The organism is Microcoleus sp. OTE_8_concoct_300 (assembly GCF_031383065.1).
Classification (GTDB): domain Bacteria; phylum Cyanobacteriota; class Cyanobacteriia; order Cyanobacteriales; family Microcoleaceae; genus Microcoleus.
Genome location: NZ_JANMZH010000803.1, coordinates 1 through 18906, shown reverse-complemented (window position 1 = coordinate 18906; position 18906 = coordinate 1). Strand labels below are relative to the sequence as shown.

The window sequence follows — 18906 nt, the reverse complement described above, 5'->3', positions numbered from 1 at the left end:
TCATGATCCTTAGCCTGTAAAGCTTGTAGTATCGTTCCAAAAACTGTCCGAAGTATTGTCACGATCCTTAGCCTGTAAAGCTTGTAGTATCGTTCCAAAAACTGTTCGAAGTATTGTTATAAGGATATTTCTTAACATTTGAGATCGATCGCGAGCGAGGCTATCAAACCCTTATTCCTCGATTGCCAATTCTCAATAAACGCAAGCTGTTTTCAATAAACAAAGTTGTTAAATTGTCAAGGCTTATGTCAAAATTAATCTTAAAAGCCTTGCTGTACAAGGTTTTTAAGATTGTTAAGAAAGATGTTTATAAAGCATAGCTTCTTAAGGGGGATTTAGGGGGATCTAGACTTTGCATAAAAGCGACATTTATGGTGGGTTTCAGTCTTAAATTTTTACCGCTCACTATCAACTACAAATTACTATGTCACAAAAATTACCACTCTCACAAAATATCAGTATTGCTGTTGTCGGTCATACAAACACCGGAAAAACCACTCTAATTAGAACTTTGATGAAAACTTCTATTGGAGAAGTTGGAGATTCAGCTAACGTTACAAAAAAAGGGCAATCCTACTTTTTTGAAGGTCTCCAAGCAACATTTATAGATACTCCAGGATTTCAGTATGCCTCTAATTTAATGATGTACCTTGACTCATTGAATGAAAATCCCAACTTCAAGATGTCACAGAGTTGGCAAGAAAAAATGGTCTACGATTTAGACGCAATAGCTTCGATAGAATCCACCGATGTAGTTTTATATGTAGCTAGTCTAACGATTGTACCTGATGATAATTACAAGGAGGAGATTTCACTTATTCTTAAAAAATGTTCAAAAGTTGTAGCGGTTATTAATCAATACAAAAAGGAACTAGCAGCCAGCGATAAAATATCTGTTGACAACAGAGTCACTCAATGGAAAAATCTGTTTAAAGAACACTCAATTGATGTGGTTATTTTTGATGCCCATTGGGATAGTCCTGTCAAAGTAAAGGGAATTTATGACAGTATTCTCAATATACTTGATTTCGATCAAAAATTGCGTTTTACTGAAGGTTTAAAACGATTTAAGGAGAGACAATCAGAAATCAGGAAAGAAGCTTGTAATTTGTTGTCTGTTTTTATTATTGAACCGTATCAAGGAAAACCTATTTTGACTATTCCAAAGGCAGAGTGTAATAATGAGTACAAACGGGAAATAGCCAAGGAACAAATCGTAGACAAGATCGACAGATCGTTTGCTACATTTCTTTATAATATTACTTATCTCTATAAGGTAGCAGCAGAAAATCCCACTACTCCAAAAGAGGAGTTGTGTCTAGATTTCAAGACAGATCATAACTTGATGAATCGCCTCAGTATCGGTTCTGGATCGGCAGCACTTGCTGCCGGCTACTTTTCTTTTTTCATGGCTATTGTTGGAGGAGGAGTTGTGGGTGTATTGACTGGCGGTACAGGTATTGTAGCTGGAGCAATGACAGGGGCGCAGATAGGAGCATCTGTGGGCGCATTTATAGGTAGCGTTGCTGTTTTTTATGACGATCTGGATACTGTGAATATCAACATTGAATTAGAGCAAATGAGAATTCTTTTAGTTAAAGGAGTTGCTCTGATATGGGGATCATCAAATAATGGTTATGGACGAGGTACAGCTCTTACAGCTAATGAGGCTGAGCAGATTGAAAAGCAAGTTTCTCAAATACAAAAAAATTTATGTTCTCAAATAAACTTAGCTAGGGCTGATAAAAACACTATCATAAAACATTGTGAGAAAATCCTTGACCAGCTTGAAAATGAAATTGAATAATTGAGCAAACTATGATCGCGGTAGCTATGACAACGAAACAGTACATTGAAGAACGGGAAAGTTGTTACCGAATTGTCGGGAAGCGCGTTTCTCTCGATTCAATTATTTGTGCTTTTCTTGCGGGACAATCCCCAGAAAGTATCCTTCAATCATTCCCTGCACTGACGCTAGAAGAAGTTTATGGGGCAATTACTTTTTACTTGGCTAATCGCACAGCCATTGATGCTTATTTATCGGAGGGAGAACAACTTTTTGAAACATTGAGGCAGCAAGCAAGGGAAAGTAACTCACTTTTATGAACTATCAACTTTATTCTGATGTCATCTTGCTGTGCAACTTTCCAGAAGAAGGACTTTATGCCGGCGATATCGGTACGGTTGTAGAACAGCATCACGTTGAGGGACTAGAAACAGGTTATAGCGTTGAGTTTTTCGATCTGTTGGGAAACACTGTAGCAGTTGCGACGCTACCTGGAAGTTATTTGCGATTTAATGGAGCGATCGCAACCGATCGCAATTGAACTCACCCTCGAATTGCTGTTGCCCCACCCGTTTGATATAATGTTGTTAATAGATACATGACATCCGATAATTCTACTCAGACAGTCACAATTTATAAAGCTCCCCAGCCAGGGTTAGCGCAAAAATTATTGCGAGATGGTTTTCAGCCAGCAGACTTTCCAAACAATCCACCCTACGAAAATGGCAAGTGCTACTTCGCAGCCCCCGATTCGAGAACTCTGGCTGAAGAATATAACAATCATTACCAGCAAGGAATATTGGAGGTGATAATAGACAAGCAAACCTACGAGATAACCTTTAAGCCACTGGAAAAATTCTATCAGGGCGGCCCAAGTATTGAACTAGCAATCCCGCACAATCTTTTTCCCCTTTTGAATCAGTTTCCTAGAATCCTAAAACAGCAATAGTTGACTATGAATCAAGAATTTTGGAACTCGATCGAGTCCAAGTATCCACTTGGAAAACTAATATACGGCAAGATTGAATTTTATGCACCTTTTGGAGTGTTTGTCAATCTTGGTGATGCAGAAGTAAAAGGACTTATTCAAATTTCCGACTTTCTCGATACCGGATCGATGACAGCAGAAATGTATCCCGATATTGGTTCACCTGTTGGTGCTGTTGTCATTGGCTACACTAAAGACGATCGCAAACAAGTTTGGTTGAGCGTGAAACCCAGTGTTCTACAAAAATCCCTTGTCAAGTTAAAAATTCCTGTGGCAAGTCAGCTATAATACTCATTTATTTTAGTCTATAATAAGCCTATGCCCAAGCTAGACATCATCCACTACGCTGTCAAAAACGCACTGATCAAAGACGGCTGGACGATTACTGACGATCCGTATGTAATTCAGTATCGCAGAACAACGCTGTACGCCGATCTCGGTGCGGAACAACCCATTGCTGCTGAACGGCCGGGACAGAAACTTGTAGTTGAAGTGAAAAGCTTTATCGGTGCCTCGAAAATCCAAGATTTAAAAGAAGCTCTCGGTCAGTATGACATTTATCGTTACCTTTTAGAAGAAACAGCGCCCGATCGCAAACTTTACGTCGCAGTTAGTGCGATCGCATATAAAAGTTTTTTCACTCAAGATGTAATTCAATTAATTGTAAACAGACATCAACTTCCGCTAATTATCGTAAATACAGAAGTAGAGGAAATTGTGCAATGGATAAACTAATAGAGTATCCCCAATTAATCAAACGTATTTTGACCGAGTATGTAGAATTGTGCCGCCATCCTCAACCAGACATCGAGACATTCTTGATTACCGACGAACAAAACGGTCATTACATCTGGATGAATCTTGGCTGGCAAAAGGGCGATCGCATTACCGGTATCACTGTTTACGTTCGGATTTGCGATCGCAAGTTCTGGATCGAGGAAGACTGGACAGAAGATGGGATTGCAACGGATTTGGTGCGTGCAGGAGTTCCCAAGGAAGATATTGTGTTGGCATTTCACGAGCCTGGGATGCGGCAATACACCGATTTTGCAGTAGCTTCTTAGTAATTTATCAAACTTTGAATTGCTGTTGACCCACCCGTTTGATATAATGTTGTTACTAGATTGTAGAATAGCAATCAAAAAAAAGAGATAATTATGACCGTCGAACAAGCCATTTTGGAAAATGTGAAGGTCTTATCGCCAGACCAACAACAAGAAGTCTTAGCTTTCATCAAATTCTTGCAGTCCGATAAATGGGAAGATATCTATAAAGGACGCTTCAAAGAACTGCAACAAAAAATTCGTCAAAACACTGATATCGATCCCGATGATGACCCCACTGAAACAGTCCTCGAAGGGATTCAGCAAGGCTTCCATGAGGCAATTACCGGACAAACTCTCCCCTTGTCTCAACTGTGGGATGGCATCGATGACAATTGAGCGACAACCGATCCAAATTGAACTCACCCCCCGATTTCAACGAGACTTGCGAACTTTAGGCAAACGCTATCGCAACATTCGCAACGACATTCAGCCTGTAATCGAACAACTTCAAGCGGGGGAACTTCCGGGCGATCGCATTCCGGGAATGGAGTACGAAATTTTCAAAGTCAGAATTAAGAACAGCGACATTCAAAAAGGCAAAAGCGCGGGCTACCGTGCTATTTATTACCTCAAAACTAGCGATTCGATCGTTTTGGTGACTATCTATTCTAAATCCGACCTATCAGACATTGCCGCCGAAACAGTTCGAGAAATTCTAGCCCAATATGATCAACAATTTCCCGAATCAGAAGAATTATGAATCAAGAATTTTTGAACTCGATCGAGTCCAAGTATCTACTTGAAAAACTAATATACGGCTAAGTTGAATTTCACGCACCTTGAGAGGCTAGAAACAGGTTATAGCGTTGAGTTATTCGATTTGTTGGGGAACACTGTAGCAGTTGCCACGCTACCTGGAAGTTATTTGCGATCGCCCACAAGTGCAGACAGACCTACAGTTAGACTGGTTAATAGTTTTGCTGCGTAAGTAGAGGAAATAGTACAATCGCGATGATGACCCCAAGTCGAGGAAGGCGATCGTCTAAAAATAGTGGCGATCGACTCAAATTGTCGCAACTGAGAGTAAAATTGAACATCTACTTTCCATAGAGCAACGTCGCTTTGAGCCAGATTCAAATCTTAAACTTACAAAGCCTTAGCCAGGGACTCCCTGCGATTACACCTGCCTTTGGAGCCGCGATCGCAGAAGCAGGTGCGATTTGTCTAACCGATGAAGCTCACCAACCAGGAGTAACGCTTAAAGTTGAGGGAGAATTTTCTGCCACATTCACGTTAGATTGGCAGCCAGTCACCGAGCAAACCCGACGATGTTGGAATGACGAAGAATATACTACCGAGCAGGCTGCTTATGGAATCGCATTCCTGTTAATTTTGCAATTAACAAATCTCACAGTCATTGAACGCTCTCGGAAAGGAACTGGATTTGACTATTGGTTAGGAATTCAAAATTCAGCTACCACACTGCCATTTGAGCGAATGGCTCGGCTAGAGGTTTCTGGAATTCGCAAAGGCAATCAAAGTCAAATCAATACTAGAGTCAAGCTGAAAACTGAACAAACCCGCGCCTCAGACGCACAAGGCTTGCCAGCGTATATCATTGTAGTAGACTTGGGCCGACCGATTTCTATTATTAGCGCCAAGCAAAATCCTGAAGGAACCGTACTCCAATGAGCCAGATTCAATCGCTCCACAAACAAGCAATGGATTTAGCCGAAGCAGCGGCAGTCGCCCGCTTAAGAGGTGCGTTGGAGTTGGCTGCACAATTCACGCGCCAAGCCTTTGAACAAGAAACTCAGGCCGCAGCCTTAATCGCTAGCGCCCTTGATGCTGAACCCACTCGTTCTGTGCTTCACCGCAGCGCAGCATCTTTAGCGATTGAATGTGGCGAATTACGAATGGCAGAACGTCTAATTGCAACTGCGTTATCTGGCAATCCCCCGGCAGAGATTGCTGAAGAACTCAAAGATTTATTCATCCAGATTAACTTGAGCCAATATCTGAAACGTCAAGGAATCCACATCGACATTAAGGAACTGCGAGGACTGGTAAATCAATAGCACTCGTCGAGGGACTAGAAACAGGTTATGGCCTTGAGTTCTTCGATTTGTTGGTAAACATTGTAGCAGTTGCGACGCTACCTGGAAGTTATTTGCGATCGCCCACAAGTGCAGACCGACCTACAGTAAACCTTGTTAACTGATATCATGTATAGAATTAGGGAAATCAACAAGCAAAATGATTCAATCCATACCGAAAATATCCATCAAACCTGGATACCGTCCCCAGTCGGATGATAAAACTCCTGAAGCTGATGCAATTGATTTTTACCTACTGCGACAACTCACCAATTCCCAACGGTGGCAAATGGGGGCAAAATTAAATCGTTGGGCAAAAACTGTTAGCTTGCGCGGAATGAAAAAAGCTTGTCCCTCAACCTACAAAGAGCGATTTGCTCGATCGATATTAGGTAGCAAGTGGTTGCCAATTTTAACCCCCACCAGTGATCCCTCTATGTGGACGCAAGACCCCAGCGAAATTGCTAGACTGTTGCACCCAATTTTTGAAACATTAGGTGTCTCTTATTATATTACAGGAGGCGTTGCCGCTTCTGTCTATGGCGACCCGAGAACAACACGCGATTTAGATTTAGTAATTGAATTAATCCGGGACAATATTTTTCAATTAGTTGAAGCACTAGAAACGGCTGGTTTTTACTGCCCTCCGGGTTCGGTAAAAGATATTCAAGAGGGTAGAGGGATGGTGTTGAGCGTCACTCACATGACTTTAGTATTGAACGCTGATATTGTGCTGAATTATAATACTGAATTCGATCGCTCAAAAATGGCAAGACGACGATTAGAAGCGCTTGACGAAGCTGGTGGAGAACAATTTTGGGTTGCTTCTGCTGAAGATATTGTGTTGGCAAAACAGCTCGACAGGCAACAGTCTCAGTCTCAAAAACAATGGAATGATGTTTTGGGAATTCTGAAAGTCCAATCTGAGAATTTGGATCGGGGTTACTTAACAGAGTGGGCTCAACAATTGGGGTTGATTGATGATTTGAACCTAGCTTTTACTGAATCAGGGATTTGAGGCGATCGCAATTCGCGCAGTGCGATGGGCAAAAAGGTCGATCGATAGTAGAGAAAATAGTGCAATGGATAAACTAATACCAATTTAATGTGAAGTTGCACATATCTCGATCCCCCTAAATCCCCCTTAAGAAGGGGGAATTTGATCGGAATCTTGTCCCCCCCTTATTAAGGGGGGCTAGGGGGGATCGGATTCTCTGCAGCCTCATAAAAAATTGGTATAACTGAGTATCCCAAAGTAATAGAGCATATTTTAACCGAGTATCTATAATTGTGCCGCCATCCTCAACCAGACATCGACACATTCTTTATTACCGACGAACAAAACAGTCATTAATTCTCCAATTCTTCAATCTAAAATCGATTTACTGTCAAAGTTCGGATTCGCGATCGCAAATTCTGGATCTAGGAAGACTGGACAGAAGATGGGATTGCAACGGATTTAGTGCGTGCAGGAGTTCCCAAGGAAGATATCGTGTTGGCATTTCACGAGCCGGGAATGCGGCAATACACAGATTTTGCAGCCGCTTCGTAGCGCTCATTTAACTTAACTCCAGCGGTGCCGAATTGACAGGCAAACCATCCTGAAAAACCAGCAATTCTCCCGGTTTAATTTGCGTCCAAACTTCGTTATCAGTCAGCGGAAAAGTGGCAATAACAGCCACGCGATCGTCCTCATTTGTCAGTTCCCGAAAATCCACAGTCACATCCTCATCGATCGAGTGCGCGCTAGCGAAAGGTGCTTGTCGCACAATATAATGCAGATTAGTAGAACAGTGTGCGAACAAGTGTTCTCCATCAGAAAGTAAATAATTAAAAATTCCGTACTCTGCCAAAGTTTTAGTAATTTCCTCCAGTACCGGGTAAATTTCCGCTAAAGCAGGCTTGCTTTGAGGAAAAGTCGATCGCAGCTTTTCTAATATCAAACAAAAAGCTTTTTCGCTGTCAGTTTTGCCAACAGGTTTGTAAACTCCGGCACATTCTGGATAAAAATTTTCGAGATTTCCATTGTGAGCGAACACCCAATAGCGCCCCCAAAGTTCCCGAATAAAAGGGTGGCAGTTTTCCAGAGCAATTTCGCCTTGGGTAGCTTTGCGGATGTGAGCAATCACGTTAGTTGAATGAATGGGATAGCGACGCACTACTTCAGCAACCGGAGAAGCAATTGCAGGTTTAGAGTCTATAAAAAGGCGACATCCCAAACCTTCAAAGAAAGCAATTCCCCAACCGTCTTGATGAACGTCTGTTCTGCCACCTCTTGCAGAAAAACCCTCAAAAGAAAAGCAAATATCTGTTGGAACATTGCAGTTCATTCCCAGTAATTGGCACATAGCTTTTAAATTTGTGGAGTTTGAATAAATGTCGCAGCTATTGGCAGCTACAGATTGGCGATGATAGTATTATAGTATTAACGGGTTTAAATAACTTAAATATATAGCAATCCTTGCAGGAGTTGTAAATTTTTTACCCCACCCCAACCCTCCCCGATGCCTTGGGGAGGGAGTAAGAAATTCACAAATGATGCGAGGCTTGCTATACTTAATATTTTTGTTTTGTCAACCGTAATGATACAGAAATTAAAAAAGTTAGCGATCGCTCAAAAAATCGCTCGCGTTTCCCTCCTAACGATGTTAAGCGATAACTCGCTCGGCACTTTTTCCCCTGCAGACAGCTAGTATAAAGTATTAGCCGATATCCGGAAAGGAATTGATAGCAGTTTGATGATTTTGCAGCACTGTTTGAAGACCAATAATAACCCTTCGGCTATTCAACTTATCAAAAATTATGGCTAGATTAGTTTGTTTAAATGCTATTACAACTGAATCCGTTGTTTATGAATGGTACTGAAAAAAACGCTCGATGATTTATAATAAGCTAAGCAAAGGTGTATTTTTGCATCGATTACATCCGCACCCAACATCATTACTATTACTACACTATTACTACTTAGTTATATGAGCGTGAGCGAGATATTTGGATTCAAATCAAAGACAATGGCACAGGAGTGTCTGAGGAAATAATATCGCCGATTTTTGACTCTTCATTCCCTAGAAAATCTGTTGGGAAAGGAACGGGAACCGGATTGTCAATCAGCCGTCAGATAGTGGAATAAACCCAGGGTGACAGTTTGACTTGTTCGTCGGTTTTGGGAGAAAAAACGGAATTTACGATCGCCCTTCATCTCGCATAGTACGCGCGTGCGTAGCTATCCCGTAGGGAATCCCCCTTTCTCTCACTTTTTTTGCTGTTTACTCACCAGGTAGAATTACTCATGAAAAATCACAAGTGCGATCGACAAATTGGGAAAATCCTTAGCCCCTTCATATTAGGATTCGCATTGCAGGCATTATTCAGCATTCCAGCATTAGCAGAAACGACAGATCCTGAAACAACAGCAAATAGTGCAAATTCGGAAGATCGAGTTAATGAATGGTATCAATTGCCCGCAGCGACAAATAATCTACCGGATAAATTTGAGGGTACTCCCGATCGCACATCAGTCGAAAATGCTCAGAATGTCGATCTAAATTTACCAATTAATCCCACCTCCGAGCAACTTCTACCTATTGCCAGCGAGATAGAAACTAACAGATCCAACGCCAGCGAGACGCAGCCCGCAGAAATACCTCCGTTAGTAGAAGAAAATAAATTAGAAAATCCCCCATTAACTTATCCTACTGACAACTCAATGGAACAAGTCACATCAGTTTCGCAACTGGGCGACGTACAGCCGACAGACTGGGCATTTCAAGCACTACAATCCTTAGTAGAAAGATATGGCTGCATAGCTGGATACCCCGACGGAACCTATCGCGGAAACCGCGCTATAACGCGCTATGAATTTGCAGCCGGAGTCAAGGCTTGTTTAGATAAAATCCGCGAGTCCATCGCCAAATCAACTGAAAGTCTAGCTAAGCGAGACGACTTAATAAAACTGCAAAAATTGCAAGAAGAATTTGCAGCAGAAATTGCCACAATCCGAGGCAGAGTGGATGTGCTAGAAGCGCGAACTAGCGAACTAGAAGCCAATCAATTTTCGACCACAACTAAACTGTCGGGATTCACAATTTTTGGAATACAAGGGCGCACGCCGAACCGTGCGGATCGGACTCCCAGAGACGGCAAAAGAGATACCAAAGACCCCGGTACAAATGTCAACTCGATCAACTTCAATCAATTATATTTAACCACTCAATTTAGTCCTCGCAGTAACTTGTTAATCGGTTTTTACAACCAGAAAGGAAGCAATTCACCACAATTAACCGAAGACGTAAACGTTGCTTATAATTTAGGCGAAACTTCTGGATTAACTGTCAGCGACCTCAACTACCGCGTTCTTGTCGGCGACAAATTGGCAGTGTTTGCAGGAACAGCAGGAGTTAACATGATTACCGGTTTTAGAGGGCCGAATCGGGCAGAAAGTGCAGCTTCGGGCCCCCTTTCTGCCTTCGCCCAAAGAAACCCAATTTTGAACACTGGTTTGGGTTTAGGCGGCATCGGCATTGACTGGCAATTTGCGAAGCGAGCCAGTTTACAAGCAGTTTATTCTACTAACATTCCCGGGTTTTTTGTCAGTTCTAACGGGTCTACAGGACACAATACATTGGGTGTACAACTAACTCTGACACCAGCAGATCCAGTTGATGTTACTGTCTATTATGTTAACGATTATTCGCCGGACGGTAATCTGATTAGTTTGGCTGGCGATAGCCAATTAACTGCTATCAATCCCAGCACAAACAAGTCAGCATCCCTGCAAACAAATGCAGTTGGAGCCAGTTTAAATTGGCGCATTTCATCCCGAGTTTCTCTGGGAGGTTGGGCGGGTTATACTAATTCTCGCATTCCGGGTAAATCTGGTACGGTAGCAACTACCAATTATATGGTTTTTGTTAATTTTCCCGATTTGTTTAAAACAGGAAATTTAGGAGGAATTTATATCGGGCAACCGCCTAAAATTGTCAGCAGCAATTTACCTACAGGCAATAACGTTCCTGATTTTTTAGATACGGGTTTAGGGCGTGAGGGCGGGCAACCCGGAACGACTACTCATGTAGAGGTATTCTACCGCTGGCAGGTGAATGATAATATCAGCGTCACTCCTGGATTGATCTTGATTTTTCAACCTGGTCACACTCCCGATAGCGACCCGATCGCAGTTGGTGTATTGAGAACATCCTTCTCTTTTTAATAGTGTAATGCTGTGGGGGCGGGTAAAGTTGATCGATCGCCAATTGCCAACAATTTTGGTGAACCCGCCCCGCAGCAACGGCCCACAATAAAATTTAATTTTGTGGAACAGGCATCCTGCCTGTTAAGCGACCCACAATAAAATTTAATTTTCGCTTAACAGGCATCCTGCCTGTTAAGCGAAAATGCTGCTGTGGGCGTCAGCAGACAGTGATTAAAACCCCAGGGGGAGGTTTTAAGATTTTTTTCTCAGTAAAAACCCGCTATCTTTACTAAAGCTTTACAGTTAGTAGTAATACCTAATCCGGGTTAAAGATCCCCTTTATTCTTTAGTCGGCGGAGGCGGACAAAAGCTTGTGTAGACGCGATTTCAATATCATCCTTCAGAAAGGGGATCTTTAACCCGGATTTAGTAGTAATTTCTCAGTTTATTCTGTCTTTCCTACATAAAGATACCTAATTATTAAATTAAAAAAAATCCGCATAAACACGCTTGAAATATAAATTTTCCTAACTTAATCTATTAGAAGAAGCAGTAGTAATAGTTCTTAAAGTTTAGGTTGAGAGAAATATGATGAAATCAACGGGGTATGTTTGGTGTATGGGCTTTGCTGTAATTTCTGCTATGACTGCCTATCCGTGTCAGGCACAAATGACTGTCAAATCGCCGATAAATGTAACTGAAACACAGAATAGCACAAGTACCGAGTCACCAAATGCTGCTAACACTTCTGCCAGCGATCTCGGGCAAAATCCTAACATTTCTAAATCTGTTACCGTCTCTGAATTGAATAGCACACCTCCTAACTCTCCTCCTCTAACAACTCCTCAAAATCAATCTGCACGCACAAATCCCTTAGGATGTCGATTTTTTGATACTCCTTCAATGCAGCAATAATTTTCATGTATAGCAATCCTAAATGAATCGTAAATTTTTTACCCCACCCCAACCCTCCCCGATGCCTTGGGGAGGGAGTAAGAAATTCACAAATGATTTAGGATTGCTATATATCTTGATAAATAGAATATCAGGGCTGAATAGAGGGCGATCGTTTTTTAGGATCGCCCTCTATTTGCGCCCTCGTACTTCCTAAGAAAATTAGATGCAGCAAAAAGGAGCGATGAAATTAATTCTCGTTGAGACATTATCGGGGAAAATCTGAAAGTTGTTTGATATCCTTCAAAACTATTTGAGGCTTCCCTTTGTATTGTTCTACCTTCCCACTGACATACACATATCCGCGTCCCAGGCCCGCATAACGCTTCTCGATTAGCCGCTTCAAGGGAGCCATTTCATCAGTTTCAGCATCCGGTATCCACAAATCTAATTTATGATAAACTGATCCAGCATAAATCAGAGCGCTGCCGCCAATCCATTTATTAATTCCCGCCTGCAAATCGCAGAAAATAGTAATAGATTTAGCTCTCTCAGAAGCCGCTAAGATTTTCGGGTAGTGCAATCTCACAGAAAGCACTCCTGCGGTTGCTTCCGACAACCGAAACTCTTCAACAATCGAGCTTCGCATCGACCACCAAGGCAGTAAATTACCATAGTTGCGAGAGGGAATTTTGGCATTGGTAATCGGATTCCAAATCATCAGATTGTAAGCTTTTGCTGCCGATTCTGCCTCAGTCATTTGTCGGTGATACAATCGGGAGCGCCCGTATTTCACAAAGTAGGGACTCCAGCCTTCTTCAATCAGTTTGAGATTGTAATTTTCTCCATCTTTATGTACGTAACAGAGGAGACGCCCGTAGTTGTCGCGGTGTTTTTCTAGAGCCACTTCAACCGAATCATCTGTATCAAATTCTATGTCAATTTGAGCAAGTCCGCCATCTGCTGTCGCGAAGTATTTTTTAGCCATTTCCGAAGCTGCTTTCCCCGCCGCAGTTACAGGTTTAGAGCCTCCAGAATGACTTTCTTCTGTATCGACACAAATCAGTCGCAGAGACTCGGTTTTGCCGTTGAGAGAAATTTTGATGCTGTCGCCATCAACTACTTTAGTTACTTGCAGGTTCGGAATTCTGGGTGCCATATTTTCAACCCTGTTGCACTTGAGATTTCATGCAGGTATGGGTTGAATTTTACACGAGTTCGCTATCAATAGCAACTGTAATTTTTGTTGTTTGTATTAATATTTGTTAACTGTGGCGTATTTTATCAAATCGGGGAAAAAATCCCGAAAATCAGATTCTAAGCGCTGATAGTTACCTGTCAAATCTTCTATGCCGCTTGCCAAGTTATTTGTCCGCTTGATTCGGGCAGACATTCTTGTAATAGTGATGCCGATTTCGGCAATTTCCTGATAAGATGAAAGCAAGTCGCGGGCAATTATTGTTGGCAGCAGGCGCTGGAGAGATTCAGGCAATATATCGCGATTGTCTTGCAGGACTTTATAGACATGGCGAGAAAAATCGGGGAGTGGAATTTCTGAATATTCCAGCCAATTTTTAGCCAAGAAGTGGTCGTAAAACACGTCAATCAAAACTCCAGCAAACCTGCGTCTATCGGCGCAAACAAGGCTTTTACTCGATCGCACTATTGCGTGAGAGTCCGTGTAGCTATCTACCTTGCGGTGCAAATCGATGCCCTTTCTAATTTCCTCGGGATAAAGGTTGAGGGCCGTTCCTTTGACAAAATCTCCTAAGAGGTTGCCAATCAGGGATTCTGGCGTGCCTTCTGATAAGAATAGATGAGCCAAATAATTCATTAACTACACAACTGCATAACCTGTATGAGGTCTGACATCTGCGGGATGAAAACCTAAAACAATCGAATCCTTGGAAATTCCAGCAGCTACAAGTTCTTTCGTCACGCCGTATTCTGTCTCATCTCGCTGTACCCAAATCTTATCATTAATAATATCTATATGAACCAAACAGCCGTGAATTCGTTTGGCTTTATCCCAGCCTAAAGTAACTAGCAGGTAACAATCAGATTTTTCATCAAACACGGCTTTACAAATTATATCGCCATGAGAGTAAGGAATTTTTGTGTAAGGTTCCAGAACTGTTTTAATGGTGGTTCTAAAGTTAGCTAAAGTATCCATTTTACGATCGCCTCTTGATTTGGGTCGAATACAATCAGCTTGAGCTTTTCATCTTCAATCATTAATTGACCGATCGGTTCTTCAAATAGAGATTCATAGGTGATATCGCGAACAGCCAGATAAAGCGTATGTTCTGGATAAGTTCTCTGAAGCACAGATCGATAAATAGTAAATTGTCCGATCGCCTCTCTCAAGTCCTGCATTTCTGAATCGCTGACAAAGCTTTTGACTTCCACAGCAATTTTTTGTTCTCCTCGTTCTGCTGCCAGCACCTGTTTTGCTCCCAGATCCACATACATATCTTTTTTTCCCCATTGCAGATGCAGAGGATCGTGAGTAATTATCCACCCATCATTGAGGAGAGATTTTTTAACTGTATTGTGGTACAGGTCTAAAGCAGGCATAGAACACCACGAGTAATATTAGACTTCATGGTTATATAATAGCAAATTATGATGCAATTATCTTAAACCGCAACTACAAAGAGAAAGAATAATGGCTGTTCTGGAATGTGTAAAACCGGGTGCTAAACTCGGTCAAATTATTCTTGCCGTCGATCTTACAGTTGCCGGTGCTGTCGATCGCATTTTAGCAAAAATTCAAGACTTGGGGTATGACCCAGAAATCCGTCATCTCAACTATCCCTCTGGAGTTCACGTCTTGGCAATTCTCAAAGACGAACAGCATTCAGAAACAGTCGATGATAACTACTTGTTAGACGAGTGGCTGCAAGTAAGATCGGAAATTAACCCCGATGCGGTTCATTTGTGGCGCGGTAAATAAGCTGTTTTTAGTATATCCGTGAATCTTGGATAGCACAAGAGCGATCGCCTAACTGTAGTATGCAGCCGATCGCATCACAAATTTCTTTCAGAAGTAGTGTTGCAGCCTATTGAGAGCTACACTCACCAAATGTTGTCACATACCCCTTAACAGTAACTCCCATATCTAATTCCTCGTGATGAATCAGTAGGTTAGATAATTGGGCAATCAAAAATTCAATCTCGCGACGGTTCTCAAACTGGAGAAAAATACTGCTACCTTCACCCTTAATAATCACCGTTGGAATATCGCTGTCGTCTAACTGTGAATCAATATCTGGGATTATTTGTCTGATTTGCTCTTCAGTCCACATCTGACTCATTCCTCTATCTCCCGTTCAAAAATACAGCGGTATGACTTACCACTCTTATTGAGAATGACACCGCAGAAAGTGCAGCGCCCCTCCCCTCTTAATTCATTATACTCTGCCAACTCACGGCAGCGACGAATAGCAGCTTGCCGATCGCTAGTAGCAACGATTGTGTCTGCATCAAGCCAAACTTTATTTTCAGGGTTTTCTAACATTCCTACACTCTACATTGCCGTAAATATTGCATCATTGTCAATAAACCCAAAGAAACCAGGTTTCTGGCTATTGTGCAAGATTTCAATTGGTGTATCTCATTTTTGCAAATATATTCGTAGTGGCTCTCGCATTCCCGCAGTAAGTCTGTGCTTATAACTAATAAATTATCTCCCGGAATGCGAGAACCCTTACAAAATTGGGATGCACCCGATTTCAATTAGACCGAACAATTAAATCACAGATGAACGCTAATGTAATTATATCTGCGTTCATCCGCGTTAATCAGCTAAAATCTGCGGTTGCCCACCCCTACGCACCGCCCCGCAACTTATCCAAAACCGTCCGGTCTTCCAAAGTCGAAGTATCCCCAGAAACCTCTTGTCCCGCAGCCAAAGAACGCAGCAAACGCCGCATAATCTTCCCGCTTCGAGTCTTCGGCAAAGCATCAGTAAATCGAATTTCGCCAGGACGGGCGATCGCCCCAATTTCCTTAACAACGTGCTGCTTCAACTCAGACGCCAATTCATCGCTAGGTTGCTGCGAGTTGTCCAGCGTGACAAAAGCCACAATTTCCTCACCTTTAATCTCATCCGGTTTACCAACAACCGCAGCTTCCGCCACCGCTGGATGCGATACCAAAGCTGACTCAACTTCCATTGTGCCGAGTCGGTGTCCGGCCACATTAATTACATCGTCAACCCGGCCCATTACCCAGAAATAACCGTCTTTGTCCTTGTGCGCGCCGTCCCCTGCAAAGTACAGAAATTCGCCATCTTTCGGGTGCAAATATTCCCAATAAGTGCGGCGAAAACGATCGGGATCGTTGTAAAGTGTACGCATCATTCCCGGCCAAGGATGTTTCACCACTAAATAACCGCCACTTTCGTTAGTTACGGGTTCGCCATCTTGGTCAACAACATCGACCACAATTCCCGGGAACGGTAGGGTTGCAGAACCAGGTTTTGTAGGAATTGCACCGGGCAAAGCGGTAATCATAATTCCCCCGGTTTCTGTTTGCCACCAAGTATCGACGATCGGACAATTCGAGTTGCCAATTACGCGCTGATACCACATCCAAGCTTCAGGATTGATCGGTTCGCCGACGGTTCCTAACAATCGTAAAGAGGACAAATTGCGCGCGTTGGGCAAGTGTTCGCCCATTTTCATGAATGTTCTGATCGCAGTGGGTGCAGTGTAGAAAACAGTGACGCCGTATTTTTCGATCACATCCCAAAAACAGCCTGGGTTCGACGCGCGGGGCGCACCTTCGTACATGATTGTGGTCGCGCCGTTGGAAAGCGGGCCGTAGACTATGTAACTGTGGCCTGTAATCCAGCCTACGTCTGCGGTGCACCAGTAGACATCGGTATCCTGAAGGTCGAATATCCACTTGGTTGTCATGTGGGTGAAAAGGTTGTAGCCACCTGTGGTGTGGACAACTCCTTTGGGTTTGCCGGTACTTCCCGAAGTGTAGAGTACGAACAGCATATCTTCGCTGTCCATTGGTTCGGCGGGGCAGTCGGCGGAGGCGTCTTTTTGCAAGTCGTGCCACCAAAGATCGCGCCCGGGTTCCATGTGCACTTGCTGTTTGGTACGCTGGACGACGATAACGTTGGTAACGCTGGGTGTGACGTTGTTGGCGAGGGCTTTGTCTACTTGTTCTTTGAGGCCAACTGCTGCATCTTTGCGGAAGCCACCGTCAGCGGTGATGACGAGTTTTGCTTGGCCGTCGTTAAGCCGATCGCGCAAAGCTTCTGCACTAAAACCGCCAAAAACTACGCTGTGTACTGCACCGATTCTGGCGCAGGCTAGCATGGCGATCGCAGCTTCGGGAATCATGGGCATATAAATGCCGACGCGATCGCCTTTTTGGACTCCCAATTGTTTGATGACGTTCGCCATTTGGCAGACTTCGCGGTGGAGTTGCGCGTAGGTGAGGGTGCGGGAGTCTCCGGGTTCGCCTTCCCAAATCAGGGCGGCTTTATTTTTGCGCCAAGTGGTTAAGTGGCGATCGAGACAATTGTAAGAAATGTTAATTTTGCCATTGACAAACCATTTAGCAAAAGGCGGCTGCCAGTCGAGCACCGTATCCCAGTTTTGGAACCAGTCTAATTCTTGGGCGGCGAGTTCTGCCCAGAAGGCTTGGGGGTCAGCTTTGGCTTTGTCGTAGAGGGCTTGGTACTCTTCTAGGCTTTTGATGTGAGCTTTTTGAGAGAATTCAGCGGGCGGCTGAAATAGGCGTTTTTCATGAAGAATTGACTCGATCGTATCTTGTGACATTGCTGTTAGTTTTTAGTTCAGTTACTCTTTTTAGCTATTGTGTGCATAAGTTGGGACAAAAGTATGTTTATTTTCCTTAAGACTTTGGGGAATTTTGTAAATGTTGGAGCTGCATGAGAAATTATAGCACTGGTAAATTGTAAATTCTATCTTGGTACTCATTATCAAATGATGCTTCATAAATCAGAAGCAGTAGTTCAATATTTTGACCGATACTCAGCTTGGTATTCAGGATAAAGATTCCTGGAACATGGCAATTTTGCTCTAAATGCTCTGTTAAATGAACGGGCATAGAGCGGCGGTTGTTGGTAACAAGAATGAAATTGTGGATTTCGCACCAAATAAGAATTTCTGGATCGAGAGTCCCTTTAGAAGGTGCTGTTAGTTCTCCCACTGCTAGAACAACCATATCGGGATTGCGCCTGCGAATTTGGTTAACATACGCAGGATCGACATTTTCATCAAAGAGATACTGGATTGGCATCAGCTTTGCTCCTTGCCTCTCTTTCTGCTTTAAATTTGCGAAGTTTTTCTGTCACTGGAGGAGGATTACGAGTTTGTTCTTCTCGCATTTCTTCGCCCCATTCCAACCATTCGGTTATGTACTGACCAACTGCTTCTTTGTTGTGCAGGTAGTACAAAATGGTCGCATAAACTTGTTCGAGGGTGAGCGATGTATAAATGTTTGCAATTTCTTCGGCAGTTCGAGCGCGAAACAGGTATTCATAGAGAATGGTTTCGATGCCGATCCGAGAACCTTTGAGCCGAATATCATCTGGTCTGAGGAAGTTGAAGTAGTCTTCTAGTTGCGTGGTTTGGTGGTTGGCTTCATGAGATTGCTTCTCTTTATTAATTTCTGTTACTTCGGAAACCAGCACAATTACTTCGGCTCGCCTGTTGCGATATAACTTGAGCGGTTCACCAACGCACAATTGTCCTCGATCGTCTATCGTTGCCATCACTTTAATTGCTTTCATACAATCTACCCGATTTACAGGAGCGATATCTGGTATGATTATATCATAACAAATCCGATGGTAATGCTTTTATAATTGACATTAACAACCGATCGCACTAAAGCCATGACCCAAAATTTAGAAGCAA

At 42.9% G+C, this 18906-nt stretch carries 27 protein-coding genes and 1 pseudogene; 17 read left to right on the top strand and 11 right to left on the bottom strand.

The annotated features are described in order from the left end of the window. Window positions 1–424 precede the first annotated feature (424 nt). From ACUVJL_RS35960 to ACUVJL_RS35920, 9 genes are all read left to right on the top strand, one after another. Window positions 425–1807: a GTPase gene (locus ACUVJL_RS35960; RefSeq protein WP_445250191.1), complete on the top strand. Its 1383-nt coding sequence runs from the start codon at window positions 425–427 to the stop codon at window positions 1805–1807. A 26-nt stretch (window positions 1808–1833) separates the two neighbouring features. Beyond that, window positions 1834–2106 carry a DUF433 domain-containing protein gene (locus ACUVJL_RS35955; RefSeq protein WP_445250190.1) on the top strand — a complete coding sequence of 91 codons (273 nt, stop codon included), beginning with the start codon at window positions 1834–1836 and terminating at the stop codon, window positions 2104–2106. Continuing rightward, a complete protein-coding gene (locus tag ACUVJL_RS35950) occupies window positions 2103–2327 on the top strand; it encodes a DUF4926 domain-containing protein (protein WP_445250189.1) in 225 nt (74 codons plus the stop codon). Before ACUVJL_RS35955 ends, ACUVJL_RS35950 begins: the two co-directional genes overlap by 4 nt. A 57-nt stretch (window positions 2328–2384) precedes the next feature. Then, window positions 2385–2735 (top strand): hypothetical protein, encoded by a 351-nt coding sequence (locus ACUVJL_RS35945; RefSeq protein ID WP_445250188.1) that lies wholly within the window; start codon window positions 2385–2387, stop codon window positions 2733–2735. Between the two features lie 6 nt (window positions 2736–2741). Continuing rightward, window positions 2742–3062, top strand: a complete 321-nt coding sequence (locus tag ACUVJL_RS35940) for a S1 RNA-binding domain-containing protein (RefSeq protein WP_445250187.1) — start codon at window positions 2742–2744, stop codon at window positions 3060–3062. Between the two features lie 30 nt (window positions 3063–3092). Further along, entirely contained in the window at window positions 3093–3509 is a 417-nt protein-coding gene (locus ACUVJL_RS35935) for a XisH family protein (protein ID WP_445250186.1), read from the top strand. Then, on the top strand, window positions 3497–3838 hold the full coding sequence (locus tag ACUVJL_RS35930) for a XisI protein (RefSeq protein WP_445250185.1): 342 nt from the start codon (window positions 3497–3499) through the stop codon (window positions 3836–3838). The genes ACUVJL_RS35935 and ACUVJL_RS35930 overlap by 13 nt, the downstream gene beginning before the upstream one ends. 93 nt (window positions 3839–3931) lie before the next feature. After that, window positions 3932–4216 carry a hypothetical protein gene (locus ACUVJL_RS35925; protein ID WP_445250184.1) on the top strand — a complete coding sequence of 95 codons (285 nt, stop codon included), beginning with the start codon at window positions 3932–3934 and terminating at the stop codon, window positions 4214–4216. Further along, entirely contained in the window at window positions 4206–4580 is a 375-nt protein-coding gene (locus tag ACUVJL_RS35920) for a type II toxin-antitoxin system RelE family toxin (RefSeq protein WP_445250183.1), read from the top strand. The genes ACUVJL_RS35925 and ACUVJL_RS35920 overlap by 11 nt, the downstream gene beginning before the upstream one ends. A 161-nt stretch (window positions 4581–4741) precedes the next feature. Here the strand turns inward: ACUVJL_RS35920 and ACUVJL_RS35915 are convergent, their stop codons facing one another. After that, window positions 4742–4957, bottom strand: a complete 216-nt coding sequence (locus ACUVJL_RS35915) for a hypothetical protein (RefSeq protein WP_445250182.1) — start codon at window positions 4955–4957, stop codon at window positions 4742–4744. Here ACUVJL_RS35915 and ACUVJL_RS35910 point away from each other — a divergent pair. The 4 genes and pseudogenes from ACUVJL_RS35910 to ACUVJL_RS35895 all read left to right on the top strand — a co-directional run. Next, window positions 4943–5512, top strand: a complete 570-nt coding sequence (locus ACUVJL_RS35910) for a hypothetical protein (RefSeq protein WP_445250181.1) — start codon at window positions 4943–4945, stop codon at window positions 5510–5512. The two genes, ACUVJL_RS35915 and ACUVJL_RS35910, sit on opposite strands and share 15 nt — an antisense overlap. Then, window positions 5509–5898 carry a hypothetical protein gene (locus ACUVJL_RS35905; protein WP_445250180.1) on the top strand — a complete coding sequence of 130 codons (390 nt, stop codon included), beginning with the start codon at window positions 5509–5511 and terminating at the stop codon, window positions 5896–5898. Before ACUVJL_RS35910 ends, ACUVJL_RS35905 begins: the two co-directional genes overlap by 4 nt. A gap of 178 nt (window positions 5899–6076) precedes the next feature. After that, complete coding sequence (locus tag ACUVJL_RS35900; RefSeq protein WP_445250179.1) at window positions 6077–6934, top strand: hypothetical protein; 858 nt, start codon at window positions 6077–6079, stop codon at window positions 6932–6934. 420 nt (window positions 6935–7354) lie between these two features. Next, window positions 7355–7468 (top strand): annotated as a pseudogene (locus tag ACUVJL_RS35895) (element excision factor XisI family protein); the annotation flags it as partial. Window positions 7469–7475: 7 nt separating this feature from the next. Here ACUVJL_RS35895 and ACUVJL_RS35890 read toward each other — a convergent pair. Beyond that, entirely contained in the window at window positions 7476–8264 is a 789-nt protein-coding gene (locus tag ACUVJL_RS35890; protein WP_445250178.1) for a class II glutamine amidotransferase, read from the bottom strand. A gap of 641 nt (window positions 8265–8905) precedes the next feature. Between ACUVJL_RS35890 and ACUVJL_RS35885 the strand changes: the two genes are divergently transcribed. The 3 genes from ACUVJL_RS35885 (at window position 8906) to ACUVJL_RS35875 (ending at window position 12022) form a co-directional block, all read left to right on the top strand. After that, window positions 8906–9046, top strand: a complete 141-nt coding sequence (locus ACUVJL_RS35885; RefSeq protein ID WP_445250192.1) for an ATP-binding protein — start codon at window positions 8906–8908, stop codon at window positions 9044–9046. A 159-nt stretch (window positions 9047–9205) separates the two neighbouring features. Next, the gene (locus tag ACUVJL_RS35880; protein WP_445250177.1) at window positions 9206–11125 is read left to right on the top strand and encodes an iron uptake porin; all 1920 of its coding nucleotides are present in this window, start codon (window positions 9206–9208) and stop codon (window positions 11123–11125) included. A 570-nt stretch (window positions 11126–11695) separates the two neighbouring features. After that, the gene (locus ACUVJL_RS35875; protein WP_445250176.1) at window positions 11696–12022 is read left to right on the top strand and encodes a hypothetical protein; all 327 of its coding nucleotides are present in this window, start codon (window positions 11696–11698) and stop codon (window positions 12020–12022) included. A 247-nt stretch (window positions 12023–12269) separates the two neighbouring features. Here the strand turns inward: ACUVJL_RS35875 and ACUVJL_RS35870 are convergent, their stop codons facing one another. The 4 genes from ACUVJL_RS35870 to ACUVJL_RS35855 form a co-directional block, all read right to left on the bottom strand. After that, window positions 12270–13160, bottom strand: a complete 891-nt coding sequence (locus tag ACUVJL_RS35870) for a thermonuclease family protein (RefSeq protein ID WP_445250175.1) — start codon at window positions 13158–13160, stop codon at window positions 12270–12272. A gap of 96 nt (window positions 13161–13256) precedes the next feature. Beyond that, complete coding sequence (locus tag ACUVJL_RS35865) at window positions 13257–13835, bottom strand: acyl carrier protein phosphodiesterase (protein WP_445250174.1); 579 nt, start codon at window positions 13833–13835, stop codon at window positions 13257–13259. Window positions 13836–13838: 3 nt separating this feature from the next. Further along, window positions 13839–14174, bottom strand: a complete 336-nt coding sequence (locus ACUVJL_RS35860) for a XisI protein (protein WP_333445865.1) — start codon at window positions 14172–14174, stop codon at window positions 13839–13841. Beyond that, complete coding sequence (locus ACUVJL_RS35855; RefSeq protein WP_445250173.1) at window positions 14162–14578, bottom strand: element excision factor XisH family protein; 417 nt, start codon at window positions 14576–14578, stop codon at window positions 14162–14164. Before ACUVJL_RS35855 ends, ACUVJL_RS35860 begins: the two co-directional genes overlap by 13 nt. Before the next feature lie 91 nt (window positions 14579–14669). On the opposite strand from ACUVJL_RS35855, the gene ACUVJL_RS35850 reads away from it, so the two are divergent. Then, the gene (locus tag ACUVJL_RS35850; protein WP_445250172.1) at window positions 14670–14957 is read left to right on the top strand and encodes a hypothetical protein; all 288 of its coding nucleotides are present in this window, start codon (window positions 14670–14672) and stop codon (window positions 14955–14957) included. A gap of 106 nt (window positions 14958–15063) precedes the next feature. Here the strand turns inward: ACUVJL_RS35850 and ACUVJL_RS35845 are convergent, their stop codons facing one another. The 5 genes from ACUVJL_RS35845 to ACUVJL_RS35825 form a co-directional block, all read right to left on the bottom strand. Next, complete coding sequence (locus ACUVJL_RS35845; protein WP_333126327.1) at window positions 15064–15318, bottom strand: hypothetical protein; 255 nt, start codon at window positions 15316–15318, stop codon at window positions 15064–15066. Further along, window positions 15315–15521: a hypothetical protein gene (locus ACUVJL_RS35840; RefSeq protein WP_333104262.1), complete on the bottom strand. Its 207-nt coding sequence runs from the start codon at window positions 15519–15521 to the stop codon at window positions 15315–15317. The genes ACUVJL_RS35845 and ACUVJL_RS35840 overlap by 4 nt, the downstream gene beginning before the upstream one ends. A 310-nt stretch (window positions 15522–15831) precedes the next feature. After that, window positions 15832–17802 carry an acetate--CoA ligase gene (gene acs / locus ACUVJL_RS35835; protein ID WP_445250171.1) on the bottom strand — a complete coding sequence of 657 codons (1971 nt, stop codon included), beginning with the start codon at window positions 17800–17802 and terminating at the stop codon, window positions 15832–15834. 121 nt (window positions 17803–17923) lie between these two features. Next, window positions 17924–18286, bottom strand: coding sequence for a DUF5615 family PIN-like protein (locus ACUVJL_RS35830; RefSeq protein ID WP_445250170.1), 363 nt, complete (start codon window positions 18284–18286; stop codon window positions 17924–17926). Beyond that, window positions 18264–18779 (bottom strand): DUF433 domain-containing protein, encoded by a 516-nt coding sequence (locus tag ACUVJL_RS35825; RefSeq protein ID WP_445250169.1) that lies wholly within the window; start codon window positions 18777–18779, stop codon window positions 18264–18266. Before ACUVJL_RS35825 ends, ACUVJL_RS35830 begins: the two co-directional genes overlap by 23 nt. Window positions 18780–18906: the final 127 nt, after the last annotated feature.

What these genes read in the sequence shown, in the direction of transcription:
- acs (WP_445250171.1), bottom strand. Translation starts at nt 17,802, where the DNA reads ATGTCACAAGATACGATCGAGTCAATTCTTCATGAAAAACGCCTATTT.
- ACUVJL_RS35950 (WP_445250189.1), top strand. Translation starts at nt 2,103, where the DNA reads ATGAACTATCAACTTTATTCTGATGTCATCTTGCTGTGCAACTTTCCA.
- ACUVJL_RS35930 (WP_445250185.1), top strand. Translation starts at nt 3,497, where the DNA reads ATGGATAAACTAATAGAGTATCCCCAATTAATCAAACGTATTTTGACC.
- ACUVJL_RS35840 (WP_333104262.1), bottom strand. Translation starts at nt 15,521, where the DNA reads ATGTTAGAAAACCCTGAAAATAAAGTTTGGCTTGATGCAGACACAATC.
- ACUVJL_RS35905 (WP_445250180.1), top strand. Translation starts at nt 5,509, where the DNA reads ATGAGCCAGATTCAATCGCTCCACAAACAAGCAATGGATTTAGCCGAA.
- ACUVJL_RS35870 (WP_445250175.1), bottom strand. Translation starts at nt 13,160, where the DNA reads ATGGCACCCAGAATTCCGAACCTGCAAGTAACTAAAGTAGTTGATGGC.
- ACUVJL_RS35880 (WP_445250177.1), top strand. Translation starts at nt 9,206, where the DNA reads ATGAAAAATCACAAGTGCGATCGACAAATTGGGAAAATCCTTAGCCCC.
- ACUVJL_RS35865 (WP_445250174.1), bottom strand. Translation starts at nt 13,835, where the DNA reads ATGAATTATTTGGCTCATCTATTCTTATCAGAAGGCACGCCAGAATCC.
- ACUVJL_RS35935 (WP_445250186.1), top strand. Translation starts at nt 3,093, where the DNA reads ATGCCCAAGCTAGACATCATCCACTACGCTGTCAAAAACGCACTGATC.
- ACUVJL_RS35920 (WP_445250183.1), top strand. Translation starts at nt 4,206, where the DNA reads ATGACAATTGAGCGACAACCGATCCAAATTGAACTCACCCCCCGATTT.
- ACUVJL_RS35875 (WP_445250176.1), top strand. Translation starts at nt 11,696, where the DNA reads ATGATGAAATCAACGGGGTATGTTTGGTGTATGGGCTTTGCTGTAATT.
- ACUVJL_RS35850 (WP_445250172.1), top strand. Translation starts at nt 14,670, where the DNA reads ATGGCTGTTCTGGAATGTGTAAAACCGGGTGCTAAACTCGGTCAAATT.
- ACUVJL_RS35845 (WP_333126327.1), bottom strand. Translation starts at nt 15,318, where the DNA reads ATGAGTCAGATGTGGACTGAAGAGCAAATCAGACAAATAATCCCAGAT.
- ACUVJL_RS35955 (WP_445250190.1), top strand. Translation starts at nt 1,834, where the DNA reads ATGACAACGAAACAGTACATTGAAGAACGGGAAAGTTGTTACCGAATT.
- ACUVJL_RS35940 (WP_445250187.1), top strand. Translation starts at nt 2,742, where the DNA reads ATGAATCAAGAATTTTGGAACTCGATCGAGTCCAAGTATCCACTTGGA.
- ACUVJL_RS35830 (WP_445250170.1), bottom strand. Translation starts at nt 18,286, where the DNA reads ATGCCAATCCAGTATCTCTTTGATGAAAATGTCGATCCTGCGTATGTT.
- ACUVJL_RS35825 (WP_445250169.1), bottom strand. Translation starts at nt 18,779, where the DNA reads ATGAAAGCAATTAAAGTGATGGCAACGATAGACGATCGAGGACAATTG.
- ACUVJL_RS35925 (WP_445250184.1), top strand. Translation starts at nt 3,932, where the DNA reads ATGACCGTCGAACAAGCCATTTTGGAAAATGTGAAGGTCTTATCGCCA.
- ACUVJL_RS35860 (WP_333445865.1), bottom strand. Translation starts at nt 14,174, where the DNA reads ATGGATACTTTAGCTAACTTTAGAACCACCATTAAAACAGTTCTGGAA.
- ACUVJL_RS35855 (WP_445250173.1), bottom strand. Translation starts at nt 14,578, where the DNA reads ATGCCTGCTTTAGACCTGTACCACAATACAGTTAAAAAATCTCTCCTC.
- ACUVJL_RS35945 (WP_445250188.1), top strand. Translation starts at nt 2,385, where the DNA reads ATGACATCCGATAATTCTACTCAGACAGTCACAATTTATAAAGCTCCC.
- ACUVJL_RS35960 (WP_445250191.1), top strand. Translation starts at nt 425, where the DNA reads ATGTCACAAAAATTACCACTCTCACAAAATATCAGTATTGCTGTTGTC.
- ACUVJL_RS35900 (WP_445250179.1), top strand. Translation starts at nt 6,077, where the DNA reads ATGATTCAATCCATACCGAAAATATCCATCAAACCTGGATACCGTCCC.
- ACUVJL_RS35890 (WP_445250178.1), bottom strand. Translation starts at nt 8,264, where the DNA reads ATGTGCCAATTACTGGGAATGAACTGCAATGTTCCAACAGATATTTGC.